This window comes from Paenibacillus xinjiangensis (assembly GCF_059686975.1).
Genome location: NZ_JCAALS010000037.1, coordinates 25,897 through 43,811, shown reverse-complemented (window position 1 = coordinate 43,811; position 17,915 = coordinate 25,897). Strand labels below are relative to the sequence as shown.

Sequence of the window (17,915 nt, the reverse complement as noted above, 5' to 3'; positions counted from 1 at the left end):
GACACATTGTCTGATTGCGAATGGGCACATCCGCACAACAGAAGGATAATCGTTAGTAATAGGCTACTTAAGTAAAGATACGGTCGTTGCAGCATTGATTCTCGCCCCTTTTTTAAATTTACAATTATGGTATTTATGGGCAAGTATAACACAGAGATACAGTGTCGAATCAGGACAGGAAAGCTTTGTCCCGGGACAGTTCATTGTCCTGTTGTAATGGTATAATAAGGTAAAATGGAGGTGTGTTATGAATAGTAACCGTATCAAGTTTGGGGAGTGTTTAACAGGACTTCTTACGACGCGGGGCTGGTCTGCCGCCAAGCTTGCAGGATTGCTTCGTATTGATGCCTCGTATGTCCGGAGGTGGATTCGAGGAGAACGAACCCCTGCACTTCATTCTAGTTATGTTGAGCAAATTACTGATACGCTATGTGAGGGCTTAGATAAAGAGTACAAGAAATTAGCCAGAGCTGCTGTCGAGGAGTATGTCCAGAAAGGGCATGCTGATACTCGGATGAACACATCCCTACGTGTAGCCGTTCGAGAGCTCCTTCAAAACGCGCAAATTTATTCCTTGTCTCTGGATGGCGAGTCCAGAAAAGTACATAAGGCTTGGGTAGGTCAACGGCATTCCGCAGAGCTTTTGAAAAATTTTGGCCGCGGTGCTGGTGCCGCTTCGTACACTTCTATCATGAACGATGACCAGCTTATGGATTTTAGGATACAAAAGATCCCTAAAGCGATCCAAGGAAGAGAAGCTTTTCTTAAGTCTGCAATTTCTATGTTGAAGCAGGCACTTGCGGAAGAAGATGTCCTGGCCGAGGGTGGAGAGCTCTTCTTGACTTTTCAGAGCGAGCGAGACTATTTTGACGGGTATTCGGACCTTCAGCTCCACTGGAATCAAGCAATTGTGCAGGCTTTAGCGAAGGGATGGACCGTTAAGCATGTGTGTCGGTTGACGAAAAATGTAGAGCGTTCCTTCCGGCTGGTCAATCAGATTATGGATTGGACTAATTATCCGGGAAGCTACTCACTGTACTATTTCAACAAATACGGGGTCTATAATCCGCCAATTGAGATGATTCTGATTAAAGGAAAGGGTGCGCTGCTAGGTGTCGCCGCAGGCCATCATAGAGAGATTGGCGCTGGATTATATGTTAGCGGACCAGAAGCCTATGTCCTAGAGCAGTATGCGGAACTGTTATTTGAACAGGCTGAGCCGCTAATGAAGTTTTTAAATCTCGAGGAGTACTTTGAACTCAATCCTGTGAAGGATCGTAAAGGTGGAAACCAGCTCCTCTATATGCAAGATCTCTCTTTTTTGACGCTTCCTTATGATGTGATGGAGAAATATTTGCTTGTCTCCATACCAGATGAGCAGGAACGCAGTATTCACTTGAACCGTATCACAGACTGTTTACAGTCATTTTATAGGGACATACAACAGTACAAGATGCAGCACATCTACCCGATGAGAGTGATTGAGCAGCTTGTTCAACAGGGGTCATATGTCATTAATGCTTATTTTCATCCTGCAAGAGAAGATATTATCCGACATATTGAGCATCTTATTGAGCTTCTGGAAACCTATGACAATTTCGAAATTGCTTTGCTCAATGAAAGTCAGTCTGATCTGCTGAATCATGCGGAGTGGGATATTAAGGGGGATCATACTTTATCAATTGGCATTATGCCCAGACAGGAATCAGATTCTAGAGTAGCACTGCTCACTATTACCGAAGGTACACTTATACGTACATTCCAGCTGCACTTTGAGGAAGTATGGGAGCGAATCAATCCAATTCATCGGGATAAAGAGTTCATACTGGCTTGGCTGAGGGAACAGCTGGCACAAGTGGATATGAGGAGGAGCAAGCAACCATAGACCAATAGAGAAAAATATCCGTACAGGAATAGCACCTGTACGGATATTTTTTCATGTTTCCTAACATTTTGCTTCGAAGGGTGCTATCTCTTCGATGAGCTTTCTGCTTATAGGACAGCCCCTTCTTTGTTATTTAAACTAGCTTACAACCCTTCAATTAACGCTTTGATCGAGCTGTCGCTCTCGAGAGCACGGATAATGAGCGTCACCGCTTCAGCGCGAGTAGTGGTGCTATTAGGTGCGAATTGAGAGTTGGAGACTCCTTGAACGAGAGCAGCTGAAGACGCCAGCTCAATCTCATCCGCTGCCCAGTAGGTGCTGCTCACGTCTGTGAAGCTTGCCGGCTCGCTAGTAGCGAGCACGTCTAGGTTCAGCACGCGTGCAATGATCGCTACCATCTCGGCACGGGAGATCGATGCGTTCGGTTTAAAGCTGCCGTCTGCATAACCGGTTATGACACCCTTCTCCGCCAAAGCGCCAATATAACCAATAGCCCAACTGGAGTCTGTATCGTTGAAGCTTGCTGATGCTGGATTAGGTGTCAGTGCGAATGCACGGGCAATGATGCCTGCGAACTCGGCCCTTGTGATAGGAGCGTTCGGACGGAACGAAGCATCCTCGTAGCCTGTTATGATTCCCAGCCTCACTGCTTTTGCAATGGCGCTGCTGCCCCAATGATTGCTAACATCGGTGAATGATTGGTTTGCGTTATTCGTTGCGGCGATAGCATCGCTCACCGCTTTCAGCACAACCTCCCGGCTAACAACGCTGGATTGGAACGGATTGGCATTCGTTTCCGGCTCCTCTGTACCTCCGGTCTGGTTGTCGTCGGTGCCATTAGAAGAACCTGAGCCTGGAGTACCCGTTGAGGTAGTAAGGTTCAGCACAATACGGTCAGATTGGTAAACAACCTTAGCATTGTAAGAGCTCGGCAAGCCGTTAACCTCAACAGCGGAGAATTCCCCAGTCCGTTGATCTGCATCATGGCTGATCAACGTGATGGTTCCCTTGCTCGGCACATAGCTGCTTGTGAAGTTCACTTTCAACTTTCCGTTTACATTAATCGCATTCGTCTCAAGCACATCACCTGCGCTCGCTACATTCAGCTCGAGAGTGCCTCCGGCAGCTTGCGTGAAGCTTCCGCCAATAGTCAGCTTGCCCGTTACATTCTCCGTAAGCGTACCGCCGTTATTCTGCACATCACCAGTGCCGAATGCCGCCTCGGATCCACCCTCAAGCGTACCAGCGTTAAGCTGGGTGCCACCGGAATACGTGTTGCTGCCCGTCAGCGTCAGCGTGCCGTTTCCTTCTTTTGTCAGCTGGCCTGCACCAGCGATATTATTCTTCCAGCTATCGGCTGCGAAGAAGCCGCCCTTGTCGGCATCCATTGTTACTGTAACGTCGCTGTTGAAGGCGCCATAGCCATCTGCAGCAGCGAATAGGTTCAGACGACCCCATCCTTCTGGATCATCGAGCACCGGATAACCAGACGGCAGGCCAGTTGTCGCAAGAACTTCACGACGCTGCTCGTTGCTGAGGTAAGGCTGGCGAGTTTCCAGCAGCACCTCAGCACCCTTCGGCACGACTGCGGCTTCCGTCGTGGAAGCGATCGGCGTGAATCCGTAGGTCAGACGCTGGGTGAATTGCTCTTTATTCTTCTCATAATCGCTGAAGCGATCTTCTGCCGTACCGGTTTCTTGCTGCATAATCTCATGAGCCTGCTCGTAAGCGGCTTGCTTCAGCTCAGCATTATCTGGATCAGCGAGAGTTGCAGCTGCCAGCGCTGTAGCCATAACGCGTCCGCCCATGACATCCAGCGGTGAGTGCATGCCGGCAACGACACGGTTGTTGCCCATCTCCGAAGCGCGGGTCAGCATCTCTTGGAACCGTTCAGGCACGGTATAAGCTAGTGCCAGCGAGGCAAGATAGGAAGCATTCGTATGACCGCTCGGGAAGCCGCCATCCGTTTCCGGCGTAGTCGTATTGCGCGCAGGAAGCAGTGTAGGCACGATGATAGAAGTATCCTCCCAACGCCATGGACGCATATAGTTGTAGAAGTTTTTAGCCGGCGTAGTCGAAGCATAGTTGCCGCGCAGCTTACCAATCAGATCAACCATCTTGCCAAGCTCGGAGTCTGAATTGCCGCCTTTATTGGTGCCGTTCCCGTCATTGTACTTAACCGTCGTAGCATCATCTGGAATGCTCGTAATGGTGGTGAACGTTCCTGTTTTCTCACGGTATACATCTGCAAGTGTTCCTAGGCCGTCATAGGCACCGTAGGTTTGGTTGCGTCGGTCGTCGTAATAAGCAGCATTCTCTTCTTCATCCGTACGGGTCTCAGCTAGATCAGCTACATACTGGATATTGTAGTCCAGCACTTCACTGTTCAGCTTGGTGCCGTTATCCCACGAGGACCCTTGTGCCCAGAGATCGAGGAACCCGGAGAGCACTCCAATCGTCGGATTGGACTCGACCGTCATATTAGCGGAGGAGTTGTTCTTGTAGCTATCTACAAAGTGTCCCCATGCCGGAGCATCTGGAGTTGATGCCTTTTTGACCGTCAGCACAATACGGTCGGATTGGTAGACAGCTTGTGCGCTGTAAGAGCTTGGCAAGCCGTTAACCTCAACAGCGGAGAATTCCCCAGTCCGTTGATCCGCATCATGGCTGATCAAAGTGATCGTTCCTGTGCTCGGCACATAGCTATTTGTGAAGTTTACTTGCAATTTTCCGTTCACATGGACTGCGCCATTCGTCTCAAGCACATCACCTGCGCTCGCTACATTCAGCTCGAGAGTACCTTCGGCAGCTTGCGTGAAGCTTCCGCCAATAGTCAGCTTGCCCGTTACATTCTCCGTAAGCGTACCGCCGTTATTCTGCACATCGCCAGTGCCGAATGCCGCCTCGGATCCGCCCTCAAGCGTACCAGCGTTAAGCTGGGTGCCACCGGAATACGTGTTGCTGCCCGTCAGCGTCAGCGTGCCGGTTCCTTCTTTTGTCAGCTGGCCTGCACCAGCGATATTATTCTTCCAGCTATCAGCTGCGAAGAAGCCGCCCTTGTCGGCATCCATTGTTACTGTAACGTCGCTGTTGAAGGCGCCATAGCCATCTGCAGCAGCGAATAGGTTCAGACGACCCCATCCTTCTGGATCATCGAGCACCGGATAACCAGACGGCAGGCCAGTTGTCGCAAGAACCTCACGACGCTGCTCGTCGCTGAGGTAAGGCTGGCGAGTTTCCAGCAGCACTTCTGCGCCCTTCGGCACGACTGCGGCTTCCGTCGTGGAAGCGATCGGCGTGAATCCGTAGGTCAGACGCTGGGTGAATTGCTCTTTATTCTTCTCATAATCGCTGAAGCGATCTTCTGCCGTACCGGTTTCTTGCTGCATAATCTCATGAGCCTGCTCGTAAGCGGCTTGCTTCAGCTCAGCATTATCTGGATCAGCGAGAGTTGCAGCTGCCAGCGCTGTAGCCATAACGCGTCCGCCCATGACATCCAGCGGTGAGTGCATACCGGCAACGACACGGTTGTTGCCCATCTCGGAAGCGCGGGTCAGCATCTCTTGGAACCGTTCAGGCACGGTATAAGCTAGTGCCAGCGAGGCAAGATAGGAAGCATTCGTATGACCGCTCGGGAAGCCGCCATCCGTTTCCGGCGTAGTCGTATTGCGCGCAGGAAGCAGCGTAGGCACGATGATAGAAGTATCCTCCCAACGCCATGGACGCATATAGCTGTAGAAGTTTTTAGCCGGCGTAGTCGAAGCATAATTGCCGCGCAGCTTACCAATCAGATCAACCATCTTGCCAAGCTCGGAGTCTGAATTGCCGCCTTTATTGGTGCCGTTCCCGTCATTGTACTTAACCGTCGTAGCATCATCTGGAATGCTCGTAATGGTGGTGAACGTTCCTGTTTTCTCACGGTATACATCTGCAAGTGTTCCAAGACCGTCATAGGCACCGTAGGTTTGGTTGCGTCGGTCGTCGTAATAGGCAGCATTCTCTTCTTCGTCCGTACGGGTCTCAGCTAGATCAGCTACATACTGGATATTGTAGTCCAGCACTTCACTGTTCAGCTTGGTGCCGTTATCCCACGAGGACCCTTGTGCCCAGAGATCGAGGAACCCGGAGAGCACTCCAATTGTCGGATTGGACTCGACCGTCATATTAGCGGAGGAGTTGTTCTTGTAGCTATCTACAAAGTGTCCCCATGCCGGAGCCTCAGGCAGTCCGACTGAGGATTCGGCCGGAGCGGCCATAGCGATACTTCCTGCAAGGGGATTGAGCAGCAGTAACGCGCCCATCGTAGCAGATATTAGCTTGTTCTTTGATTTGGCTTTCAAATCGAATCTACTCCTATCTATTGTTATCTTTAACCGATTCATAGGAAGGAGTGAACGACCGGTGCCGCTCTGCATCGCTTTGCCGTATGGGATCGGAATCGGTCTCAATGTAGCATCAGGGTGCGCCATGCATCAATATAACAATTTCTCTTTTATATCAGTTTGGGAGGAATGAGAATAATATTTTACACTCACCGAATAAAAGGCCGACACTATTTTACATTGGTTTAATAAAGATGCAGGATAATTGAATGACTGACTGAGGAGACGCTCAGAGGGATAAGGGGAACACTATGAAAAAATGGAATTCCGTATTCGCTAGCCTAGCTATTTCCTATATATCTGTTGTTCTCGTCATCGTGCTCTTGATCTGTTCTATCTTCTATATATACTTCTCTAGAAACTATAAGGAAGAGCTGCGCGACAGAAACCAGCTGATTCTAGAGAACACGGCCCAAACAATTGAAACATCAGTACTCCAGCGAGCCCAGCAGATCTATTTGGATATTTCCCTCAACTACAACATTAATGTAAGACTGTTTGCCGGCTCTTCCTTACAGAACAATCATAGCAAGGTGATTGACCTGCAAGAGTTTCTTAAATCGGAGGTTGTCAGCAACTCGGATGTCATCCAAGCGGTGCATCTGTATTATCCTGAGCACAATGTGATGCTATCGTCGCTCTATGGGCTGAATTACAATGTAGACCAAGATAGCCGCATGGCACACCTGGCGGACTGGATTGACGGGATGAGAGGCAATAAGCAGAGCAGCCTTTGGACGAAGACACGCTTGGTTCCGCAGGATGTTTATTCCGATCTGTCGGAAGGTGGAAGCAATGCCTTGATGACTTATGCTCACAGCTATCCCTTCCAAGCGTCAGGAGAGAACAGCGACGTTATTATAGCAATTGATGTGAAGGAAAGTGCAATAAGCGCGATTATCCACAATATGATGCCTTCACAGTATGAAGGTACATTTATTCTGAATGACTCTGGCAGCACGATATCGGATGCAGACAAAGGAAGGTTAGCTCATAGTGATTATGACATTAGCCTCATCAGGGGGGAGGCCGAGAGCGATAGCGGTACGATTGACCAGAATTCCCACGTCGTATCCTATCAAACGCTTCCATCGACCGGATGGAAAATGTTCAGCGTCGTGCCTTCAAGCTCTTTCTATGAGAAATCAATTCTTATACAAAAGCTGATTCTGGGCATCTGTTTGTTGGCTATTCTGATAGGTATCGTAATGTCCGGGATTCTGGCAAGGGCGAACTATGGCCCAATCAAGCGGCTGACGGTCAAAATAAGAGGGCTGCTCGACCATTCGTCCGAGCACGTCACTAATGAGTACAGGCTGATTGACACGGCCTTCGTCAAGCTCAATGACAAAGTCAATAGCCTGGAAGAAACACTGGAGGCCAATAGCTCGGTAATTAAGCACAATGTCGTCCTAGGCTTGCTCAATAATTGCTATACGCACGAGGAATGGGTGGAGGAGCGCTCATTCTTAGGCCTCTCGAGCGAATATAATCGCTACTGCTGCTTGATTCTGGACTCGAGCGAAGCCTTCTCACGATTAAGTGCCAGGAATATGCAATATGTGGTATACCGGATTATCAACCAATTGGAAGCGGCACCTCTGCCGGGTAGCCGTATCATTGCCGAAGCGCTCCCAGACAAGAAGGTTGTCATCATGGTATGCGCTAATCAAGAGAGCGAGGAGCTTCTGGAACACATATCTCAATTTGTCATAGCGGAGAGCCAAGAGCAGTCCCAGCTGGATGTCCAAATCTCGTGGGGCTGCTGGGTGCAGGAGATGACCGATGTTCATAAGAGCTACCATGAAGCTCAAACCTTGATGAAATATGTGTACTTCCTGCCGGACACCTCCATTCTGAAGGATCGTAAGCTGATCGATCGGGAGAATAGTGTGGATCAGATACCGCAGGCTATTCTGGCGAAGTTCAGAGATAAATTGCACGCTAGGCAGCCACAGGAGCTGGCAGCTGCAATAGAGCAGCTGGTTGCGATTATGCGGGAAGGAATGTATGCCGCAGATCATTGCCGCTTTGTTCTATCCAATATGGTGTTCGTCTATTCTGATTATTTGAAGAGTGTTCGCTATAAGCACCCTGAGCAGGAGAAGGGGGATATCTACAGCCAGTATATCGGGCAGCACAATATTCACTCCTTTCAAGCTTGGCTGGTGGATTCGGCAACGTCCTTTATTGCTCATACGGAGAATCGCAATAGCGAGCGTGCGGTCTCCAGTATTGAAGAGGCCAAGCAATACATCCATGACCATCTCTCGGGGGACCTGTCCCTTGAGGCGGTCTCCACGAAGGTATTGCTCAGCCCCAAATATTTAAGCAAGCTGTTCAAGGAAGAGATCGGCGTCACCTATACCGAATATGTAACCAGTCATCGAATGGAGAGGGCCAAAGCCTTACTTGGGCAAAACAACATGACGATTGAGCAAATTGCGAATACGGTTGGTTACGCAACGGCGGCTTATTTTATCAAGAAATTCAAAGAAATGCATGGGTGTACGCCGGGGAATTACTTGCGCAGCATTGCTAAGCAGACGTAGTCGCTTCGGCCCGAAGGAAGCAGGGGTCTAATGGTAAGGGAAAGAGGTTGTCAGATGGAAAACAAGGGATTGCAGCGCAAAATGTTCATTTATCTTATAGGTGCAGTATTGGTGAGTATGGTTAGCGGCTGCTCAGGAGCGACGTTATCCCCTTCTGCAGCAGAACCCTTGCAGGCCTCCGCCGCTTCCGGCGCCGCGCAGTATGATATCTCCTGGACCATGCATCAGAATCTGCCTGTCTCCGAAGATGCGGAGATGGTTCGGTATGTGGAACAGAAATTCAACGTCAATCTGGATTTCTGGAATTTGGAGAACAACAAATATGAAGCGCTTCTGGATATTAGGCTGGCTCAGGGCTCAATTCCCGATCTGTTCAGAATCAGACAGCCTCAGGATCTGCTGAAGTATCAACAGCAAGGCGTGCTGGCCGAAATTCCGGAGGAGATGCTGGAAAAGAACGCTCCGAATATAATGAAGGCTATTCGGGAATATGCGCCTGATTATCAGGAATATGGGAAAGTTAACGGGAAATATTATGGGATTCCGGTTATCAATCCTACGAACATTTATCGGATCCCCGTCGTCTATCGCAAAGACTGGTTAGATAAGCTCGGGCTGTCTGTGCCACAGACGCTGTCGGATTTCGAGAAGGTGATCTATGCATTCGCGAATGAGGATCCGGATGGCAATGGTAAAAAGGATACTTACGGTCTGTCCAGCGAAGGGATGAACGTTGTTTTCGGAGCCTTTGGGCAGATCGTCTTTGCTGATCAGCTTTATTTTGGAGTGAAGGATAAGGAGCTTGTCATAGGGGCCTTGCAGCCGGAGATGAAGGAGGCACTGCAATACCTTAGCAAATGGTATCGGGATGGCGTCATCGATCCGGAGTTTATTACTGGGGAGAACAAGGGAGGCTACAAGCATCTCTCGCACTCCTTCATTAATGGAACGATTGGGATGACATCCATGGGCAATTATTATCACTGGACTCAAGAAGGTGATTATCTAATAAGGAATTCGAACGGTGAGGAGATTCCTGTAGAAGCGACATTCAACGTAAAGGAATTAACCGCTATCAATCCGCTAGCCCACATCGTGTTCGGTCAGCCCTTTAGCGGACCGGATGGCAAGCGGGGCTCCAAAGCCTATGGCATGCTCATGAGCTTCGCGGCGATCGGAGCAGACGCTGCCCAAGAGCCAGGTAAGCTGGAGATGATCCTTCAGATCCTTGATTATGTCAGTGCTAATGCTGACGAGGATGAAGCCGCTTCAATGAAGTATGGGGTTCAGGGGACGCATTGGCAGTGGGCTAGCGCCTCTAAGGAAGATGTTGTTCTGCTTCCTCCTTATGACAAGGCGTTAAGCCATCAGAACACGATTGGGACTGGGCTAGGTATAACGGTTCCTATTGTGCCAGCGGCTTCAAGAGAAAAATGGGCTGCAACCTTAGGTCTAGAGCAGGACGGAATCTACAATGCGTTGGAGGTTGCGACGCCGTCGCTAATCCAATCGGGGCCAGAGTTGATCAAGCTGAAAAACAAAGCCTATACCTCCATTATTACAGGGGACAAACCGGTAGCATATTTCGACGAATTCGTTAAGGAGTTTATGGCGGCTGGTGGAGCTCGAGTGCTGGAGGAAGTCAATGACTGACAAGCTTAACGCTCATAGGGGTATTCCGTCTGACGGCTATCGCATGGAAACGGCGAGCAGAGATGAGAATGATTCTAGCCGAAGGGTATAAAAGCATTGACATTTACCGAAGAGATAAGCCGTAAAGACCATTCATTATACCCTTGGCAGATGGGTTCTTACCGTATGAATACTGTCCAGAACCGCTTGTATGACAACCTCTGGCTCTGTTAATTGCGGAAAGTGTCCGCTCTGGGAAGCCGTAATATGCTTGCCTTGTGTGCTTAACTGAACGAGCTCCAATTGGTTGGCTTTCCGTATATCCATGGCATGCTCTGGCATCATCGGAGGTTTCTTGCCCCCGGATAGGACTGTAAGCGGAATATCGGGGAAGGGACCGGCTCGTTCAATCTGCTCTGCCGTCTCTTTCACGAAGTTAACCTCGCTCCACTTGCGCCTTGAAGAGAAGGAATCGAACAACCCGAGGATTCGGTTAATGCCTCTAATCAATGGACTTTGTGTTTCATTAATACTTAGGTCTAGTGGATGACTGGAATCGAGCAGCACGACGCCCGCTATTTCATGGGGGTATTGCCTTGCGAACAGGTTGGCATATAAGCCGCCTAAGGAGTGGCCAACTAGAATGTAGGGCGGATGGAGGTTCACTTCCTGAAGGAATTGCCGGAGTGTGGTTACAATGGCCTCCCCATGTTGGGCTGACGACGGCTTATCGCTGCCGCCAACACCTAATCGATTATAAGCGATGACCGCGGTTTCCTCTGCTATAGCATGGAAGGTCTTGTACCACCCTTCTATAGGACCACTGCCTCCGTTAATGAGAACAACAGCGGGGCCCTCAATACCTGCGCGTGCATATTCGATCGTCCCGCTCGGTGTATCAACTTTTGTCTTAGGAATGTTGTTCATAATACCACCTTCTTGTTATTGAAGTAGAGTTCCTGTTATTTTATCACCGCGAATTGGCTGTAAACGATCCTCGAAAGAGACCGGAATAGTAACCCCGTTGGCATCGTCGGCTTGTGGTGATACTTGAAAATGGATATGTGGCTCTGTAGAGTTTCCTGAGTTGCCGCATTTCCCAATGAGCTGACCGGCAGTAACGGTATCCCCAACCTTAACCTTGACTGAACCCTGCTTCAGATGAGCAATAGTACTATACTCGCCATTGCTATGTTGTATGGTAACTACATTTCCCGCCGGTTGATCTTCATTCACTGTACCTACAGGGGTGTTATCCAATATTCCATCAACGGCCGCTACTACTACACCTTCTGCTGGAGCCAGAATATCTTGATTGAAGGCGTAATAGCTCTCGTTGATCGTTGGATCGCCTTCAAAGGAATAACCGTTTTTTTCTATTAAATAATCGTATGCATAGCGAACATGTTCATACTCATAGTGATAGTTGATCAATGTGTTCTTTCCTCCCCAGAAGACAAGCCATTCCCCTAGAAAAGGAAAACGAAATATCGTCTTGGAGTAAGCGTCATCGGTCTCGGAATAAGAGGGATGATGGATGATCTGTATTCCCATTATTGTTCCTGTTTCATCTGTGGTTGCCGTTAATCCTTTACTCCCCGTTTGATCGGCCCAAACCATAGATTCATACCCATTCATCTGCAATGTGGATGTGAGCTGGAATGAATCAATGTCGGATATGAAGGTTTGCCCCATGGATCGAAAATCCTCGAGCGTGACGATGTCTTTCAGCGAGTCACTGAACTTCATATACAATCGTTCATATTGACCATCAAGCAGTGTGGCTGCAATGTCCTCACCACCTACACGCTTCAGGTTACTATTCATTTCTTCTTTATGCTGGTTCATGACGTTCGCCTCCTTATCGATTCCGCTATTATTGCTGCAGCTTGTCAGAATCAGAATAGAAATGAATGCAGCTATGACAAACATATTCCGCTGGGTTACGTGTCCTACTCTATATTTCCTCATTCATAGCTCCTCCCCTGCTTAATAGCAATAATGTCAGTATATCGCACTAAACTTACGCGCCCTCTAACTGAAAATAAATTCTAGTTAAACAAACTTTGCAATTGAGAGTAAGAATTAAGATAGCGTTAAGAATCACTTGCTCGTAACGTAATGCGAGCATGGTAGAATATACCTATCTCTTAGTGGGGTGATGTTGATGAAGAACGCAAATATATTAATTGTCGATGATGAACGCGCAATAGTAGATATAATGGAGACCATTCTGCGCAAAGAGGGTTTTTCTCAAATTGATACTTTCTATGACGGAGAATCGGCGCTTGCCTCATGTGAACGTAAACGATATGATATTGTGCTCCTTGACGTTACAATGCCCGGTCAAAGCGGTCTGGACATTTGTCCATTCATACGTCGTACTACGGATGCGCCAATCTTGTTCCTAACGGCCAGAACCTCTGATTTCGATAAACTGACGGGATTTGCTGTTGGTGGGGACGATTACATAACCAAACCATTTAATCCGCTCGAGGTCGTGGCAAGAATGCAGGCTCAACTGCGCAGGTACCTTCAGATTCGTCAGCAAGATCACCAGCCAACCAGCATTTACAAGATCGGCCGGTTTCAATTGGATGCATCGACAGCAACACTGACCGTTGAAGGCCGTATTTCGCCTTGTCCGGCACTAGTCTTCCAGCTGCTCTTGTTTTTCTGCAAGCATCCTAATCGAATATTCACAAAGCGTGAGCTCTATGAACGGGTATGGGGCGAGGACATGTACAGTGATGATAATACCGTTATGGTCCATATTCATCGCATTCGGGAGAGAATTGAACGAGACCCATCCAAGCCTCAGTACCTTGTTAATGTTAGAGGAATGGGTTATAAGCTGATTCTGCCACAAGGAGAATATTCAGGTGATTCGTAAAAGGCTGGCGGTAAGATTTGCGCTGCAAATGGCAGTGGCTGGAGCGGTGCTGGTGCTGTTAGGTACAGTCATTGTAATATGGATGCTGGTAAAATTCGAGGACATCGAGCTTAGCCGAAATTTCGCACCAATCGGACTATCGCGTTTTATTTCAGAGGCAGGCATTGACTCGCAAGGGCTGATCGAGGATCCAGAGCTGCTACAGCAGTTGCGTGAAGACGGCGGTTGGTTACAGAGTCTCGACGAGAAGGGGAATGTCCTCCAGTCCTTCAATGCTCCGAACGATCTGCCTACCCGTTATGTACCTGGACAACTTATTGATTATTGGATTGGCAATGAACCGTTTCCCTATAAGTTAGGCCTGTGGATTCAAGAAAAAGATGGGCATTTCTATACTTTGCTATACGGATCACGGTCCCCAACTGAGGACTTACTTCCTCAAGTAATTGATGATGGTTATATTGTAAATCATAAGATTATGTTTGCGGACAGTTCAATGGATCTATTGAATAGAATAGGAGGCTCTGTTCAAGTTCTTGACCGAGAGGGTGTGGAGATTGCTTCTTGGAAGAGGCCTGAAGATGCGCTGACATCGTATACGTTACAAGAACTAACAATGAGAGCCCACAATCCAGTTCAATACGGGATAGCAATGGATACGCAGTATGATGCAAGTACGGGACTAACTTGGATTATTCAATATCCTATGAATATGAGTCAAGTTAGTCGTGTCCCATTCATTCAATCAGAAGTCCATGTCATGATTATCGGAATTGCTGCTTTTATATTCTCGTCTTTCATCGTGTTTATCCTGCTCTCCCTCTGGTACGCGAATCGGTTCGGAACGCCAATCCTTCATATTCTTGGATGGATACATAGGATGGGGGAAGGGGACTACGAGGAGGATAGTGAAAGAAAAGCCAGAAACCGTAAGGGAGCTTGGAAGCGCAAATATCACATTTTCGGGGAAGTCATGGAATCGATCCATTCGCTTGCTGTAAGGCTCCATGCAAGTAAGGACGCGGCAGAACAAACCCAGAGAAATAGAGAAGAGTGGATCGTAGGAGTTACACATGATATGAAGACGCCGCTCGCTTCTATACAGGGCTATGCGCATATGTTGGAGGCAGAGAGATATAGTTGGTCCGAGGAGGAGGTACGGCGGTTTGCTTCAACGATTTTGGAGAAGACGGCCTATATGGACAAGCTGATTAACGACCTTGCGTTAACGTACCGACTTAGAAGTGGGGACATGCCAGTCCATTTAGAGAATAAGGACATTGGCATCCTATTAGCTGAATCTGTCTTGCGTGCTGCCGCGCATCCGGCATATGAGAGTAGAGAGGTTCAATGTTCAACACCGTCCACACCTATTATTGCTGCCGTTTATCCTCCATGGTTCGATCGCATTGTTGAGAATATTGTTGCCAATGGGCTCATTCATAATCCACCAGGCACCAGGATAGACATTGAATTGATCAAGCTCTCGGAACAAGGTTGGCGAGTTGACTTCAGGGATAACGGTGATGGAATGGATCAACAGACAATGGGGCGATTATTCGACCGTTATTATCGTGGAACGAACACGGACAGTGCAATAGAAGGTAGTGGGCTTGGAATGGCTGTAACCAAAGAGTTGGTTCACGCCATGGGAGGGCGGATTAGAGTCAACTCGAAGAATGGCCAAGGCACGGTTATTAGTATAATTTGGGATATGGAGTAGAGCTTGGAGCGGGACGGCAAGTTACTCCATTAAGGAGGGTGAACCAAGAGTGATAGTAAAAGAATGCACGGTCGCAGAGATTCAACATCTCGTTAAGGAATATCTAGAGGGGTTGTCTTCGCCATTCGATTCCTTTCTGGAGGAGCATATTCTTTCATCGGCTTTTTACTTGATTCAAGATGATTCCACAGATGTCGGTTATTGGGCTATACATCATGATGAACGGCTTACTCAGTTTTATATCCGCCGCTCTTATCAGATGCACGCGCAGAGGCTGTTTCTTGAGGCACTTGAACGTCATTCAATTAAGTTTCTTTTTGTACCCACCTGCGATGAATTATTCATTAGCTTAGTCATAGACCAAGACTTTGTGATTAATAAGCAAGCGTACTTTTTCCAAGACAGCCAAGTGAACATCGCGCAGCTCGGTATCGCAGATAGTGAAATATTCCGTCCTGCTGCACCAGGTGATCTTCAAACGATACAACAAGTATGCGGTGATTTTCTTGAAGAATATGAACGGCGGATTGCAGGAGGGGAGCTGTTCGTCTACTACAGGAACAATGACTTGCTTGGAATTGGCTTGATTGAGAGGTCCAAGATGTTCGATGGGCTGGCTAGTATTGGCATGTTTACTAATGACACGTATAGGAAGCAAGGGATAGGCAAAGCCATTATCATTCAACTGCGCCGATGGTGCAATCAACACGGCATTATGCCTATAAGCGGCTGCTGGTATTACAACGTAGCATCCAAGCGAACGCTGGAGAGCGGAGGAATGATTACGAGAACAAGACTTCTCCATGTCGAGGTAACCAAGCAAAAAACAGAATAGGTCGGCCGATTACAGTGAGGTTATTGACGTTTTTTTTAACTGTATACAGCATTTAAGGGCTCACCCAGAATAGACGTGCTTTAGACTTATATGACTCTATAGGGTTTGAGGTAACTGCTGAATCTCATTATTATGTGATGCGGCATCGAGATAGTTGAAATGAAAGAAACGCAGCCCAAGTGGCTGCGTTTTTTGTTGCGAAGCATTCCGTAGATTGGCTTGCCGATATCCACATCACAAGCACTTAATGCAGAACTCAGCATTCAAGCTAAGCTTAGCGCCAGCCAGGGATTTGCCGGAAATCCCCATCCCAAATCTGGAATGGACTCGTCACGGCAATGCCATCAGGAGAGGACTCCGTATGAATGTAGCAGGCGTCGATTCCGGCTCTTCTCGCACCCTCCAGATCTGTTCGAGGGTCATTGCCGATCATAATGGCGGACGACAAGTCAGCCTGATAAGTTCGTTCAAGATAATGGTAGAACAAGGGATCTGGCTTGCTTATCCCTGCTTCGGAGGATATAGCTATCCCATCGAATAAATGACGAATGCCGAGCGTGCTTAGCTCAGCTTCAATGAACGTCTTCTGGCCGTTGGATAACAGGTATAAGCTCTTTCCCTTCGTCTTCAACGCTTGCAGAACCTCTGCAACCCCGTCGTATAATGCGAGATGACGCATGGACAGCGTCCGATACCATCTAACCGTCTCGCTAAGCCAACTCTCCGACACTTGTCCGTTCAACTGCTGAACAATGGCCGCCAGGACCTCCTCCAGCACGAAATCGGGGAACTCGCAATGCTCTAGTCGCATAGCCAGCTGTCGCTTAGTCTCTTGAGAGACCAGCTGCTGTAGATCGCTTCCAGTCGTCTCCATGCCCTGATAGCGAAAATGCACAGCTAGAGTGCTCCATAGCTGCGGATGCTCCTCATCTGTCTGAATATCAATCAACGTTCCATACAGATCAAAAATATAAGTCTGGTACATATTATCCTCCCATTCATCCAAAAAAAAATCTCAGACTAGACCTAAATTTCCTTTATTTTATCATAGACGCATAAGGTTGTACTCCGTTCCATAGCTAAAAGTATCATTGCCCAAATCTTGGTGGATGCATTATTCTCGTTCTCCATTGCGATAGAATAGATACTTTGCTATTATTTAGATGTGTAATATTTAGATGTGTAATATTTAGATGTGTAATATTTAGATGTCTAAATAATAGAGGCAAATCAAATTAATTACGTTAGGAGCATATATCATGGGTAAACTAAACAATAAAATAGCAATCATTACAGGTGGGGCTTCAGGTATTGGTGAATGTATGGTGGATCTGTTCGCACAAGAAGGCGCGATTGTCATTGCCGCAGACATTAATGAACAAGCACTTGAGAGAGCAAGCCAGAAAGAGAATGTCTACGGCATGAAGCTGAACGTTGCCTCTGATGAGGATTGGCAGGCACTGGCTAAGGAAGTGAATGAACGCTTCGGCCGTATCGATATTCTAGTCAATAACGCGGGGATCTCTTCGGAGAAGCCGTACAATGAGATCGATGCTGAGGATTGGCAGAAAATGCTCTCGATTAATGGCTTTGGCCCGTTCGCAGGCATGAAGCATGTCACTCCGTATATGGCAGCGGGCAAGAAAGGCTCCATTGTCAATATTTCTTCGTATACGGCTCTAATCGGCCAAGGCTTTAACCATTATTCGGCATCCAAGGGTGCGGTACGCGCCATATCCAAAGCGGCTTCAACAGCATTTGGTCGTCAAGGCATTCGGGTCAATGCTATTTTCCCTGGCATCATAGAGACGCCAATGACTCAAGCTCTAAGCACGTCCAAGGAGCTGCTCGATCGACTAGTCCAAGCAACGCCGCTGCAGCGTTTGGGCCAAGCGACAGATATTGCCCATGCGGCATTGTTCCTAGCTTCTGACGATTCCTCGTACATTACGGGATCCGAGTTAGTTATTGATGGTGGATACTCTGCTCAATAGCGTGTAAGATAATGACAGC

11 protein-coding genes are annotated in these 17,915 nt (G+C 48.0%); 7 read left to right on the top strand and 4 right to left on the bottom strand.

Translation table 11 applies throughout. The features are described 5' to 3' along the window. The first annotated feature begins 247 nt into the window (after nucleotides 1–247). Nucleotides 248–1,885: a helix-turn-helix domain-containing protein gene (locus AC6ESP_RS26730; protein ID WP_497099789.1), complete on the top strand. Its 1,638-nt coding sequence runs from the start codon at nucleotides 248–250 to the stop codon at nucleotides 1,883–1,885. Nucleotides 1,886–2,028: 143 nt separating this feature from the next. Here AC6ESP_RS26730 and AC6ESP_RS26725 read toward each other — a convergent pair whose 3' ends face one another. Further along, nucleotides 2,029–6,225, bottom strand: coding sequence for an S-layer homology domain-containing protein (locus AC6ESP_RS26725; RefSeq protein WP_497099788.1), 4,197 nt, complete (start codon nucleotides 6,223–6,225; stop codon nucleotides 2,029–2,031). 293 nt (nucleotides 6,226–6,518) lie between these two features. Between AC6ESP_RS26725 and AC6ESP_RS26720 the strand changes: the two genes are divergently transcribed. Both AC6ESP_RS26720 and AC6ESP_RS26715 read left to right on the top strand, forming a co-directional pair. Continuing rightward, on the top strand, nucleotides 6,519–8,819 hold the full coding sequence (locus AC6ESP_RS26720; protein WP_497099787.1) for a helix-turn-helix domain-containing protein: 2,301 nt from the start codon (nucleotides 6,519–6,521) through the stop codon (nucleotides 8,817–8,819). 54 nt (nucleotides 8,820–8,873) lie between these two features. Next, on the top strand, nucleotides 8,874–10,472 hold the full coding sequence (locus AC6ESP_RS26715; RefSeq protein WP_497099786.1) for a type 2 periplasmic-binding domain-containing protein: 1,599 nt from the start codon (nucleotides 8,874–8,876) through the stop codon (nucleotides 10,470–10,472). Between the two features lie 135 nt (nucleotides 10,473–10,607). Here AC6ESP_RS26715 and AC6ESP_RS26710 read toward each other — a convergent pair whose 3' ends face one another. Together AC6ESP_RS26710 and AC6ESP_RS26705 are read right to left on the bottom strand one after the other, a co-directional pair. Then, nucleotides 10,608–11,378 (bottom strand): alpha/beta fold hydrolase, encoded by a 771-nt coding sequence (locus tag AC6ESP_RS26710; RefSeq protein WP_497099785.1) that lies wholly within the window; start codon nucleotides 11,376–11,378, stop codon nucleotides 10,608–10,610. Between the two features lie 15 nt (nucleotides 11,379–11,393). After that, the gene (locus AC6ESP_RS26705) at nucleotides 11,394–12,422 is read right to left on the bottom strand and encodes a M23 family metallopeptidase (RefSeq protein WP_497099784.1); all 1,029 of its coding nucleotides are present in this window, start codon (nucleotides 12,420–12,422) and stop codon (nucleotides 11,394–11,396) included. Nucleotides 12,423–12,618: 196 nt separating this feature from the next. On the opposite strand from AC6ESP_RS26705, the gene AC6ESP_RS26700 reads away from it, so the two are divergent. Genes AC6ESP_RS26700 through AC6ESP_RS26690 form a run of 3 tightly spaced genes read left to right on the top strand, consistent with a single transcriptional unit; the run spans nucleotide 12,619 to nucleotide 15,902 of the window. Then, nucleotides 12,619–13,344 (top strand): response regulator transcription factor, encoded by a 726-nt coding sequence (locus AC6ESP_RS26700; protein WP_497099782.1) that lies wholly within the window; start codon nucleotides 12,619–12,621, stop codon nucleotides 13,342–13,344. Next, nucleotides 13,334–15,067 carry a sensor histidine kinase gene (locus AC6ESP_RS26695; RefSeq protein ID WP_497099781.1) on the top strand — a complete coding sequence of 578 codons (1,734 nt, stop codon included), beginning with the start codon at nucleotides 13,334–13,336 and terminating at the stop codon, nucleotides 15,065–15,067. Before AC6ESP_RS26700 ends, AC6ESP_RS26695 begins: the two co-directional genes overlap by 11 nt. A gap of 49 nt (nucleotides 15,068–15,116) precedes the next feature. Next, a complete protein-coding gene (locus AC6ESP_RS26690) occupies nucleotides 15,117–15,902 on the top strand; it encodes a GNAT family N-acetyltransferase (protein ID WP_497099779.1) in 786 nt (261 codons plus the stop codon). Nucleotides 15,903–16,176: 274 nt separating this feature from the next. Here the strand turns inward: AC6ESP_RS26690 and AC6ESP_RS26685 are convergent, their stop codons facing one another. Beyond that, the gene (locus AC6ESP_RS26685) at nucleotides 16,177–16,887 is read right to left on the bottom strand and encodes an HAD family hydrolase (RefSeq protein WP_497099778.1); all 711 of its coding nucleotides are present in this window, start codon (nucleotides 16,885–16,887) and stop codon (nucleotides 16,177–16,179) included. Nucleotides 16,888–17,161: 274 nt separating this feature from the next. Between AC6ESP_RS26685 and AC6ESP_RS26680 the strand changes: the two genes are divergently transcribed. Next, nucleotides 17,162–17,896 (top strand): SDR family NAD(P)-dependent oxidoreductase, encoded by a 735-nt coding sequence (locus AC6ESP_RS26680; protein WP_497099777.1) that lies wholly within the window; start codon nucleotides 17,162–17,164, stop codon nucleotides 17,894–17,896. Nucleotides 17,897–17,915 lie beyond the last annotated feature (19 nt).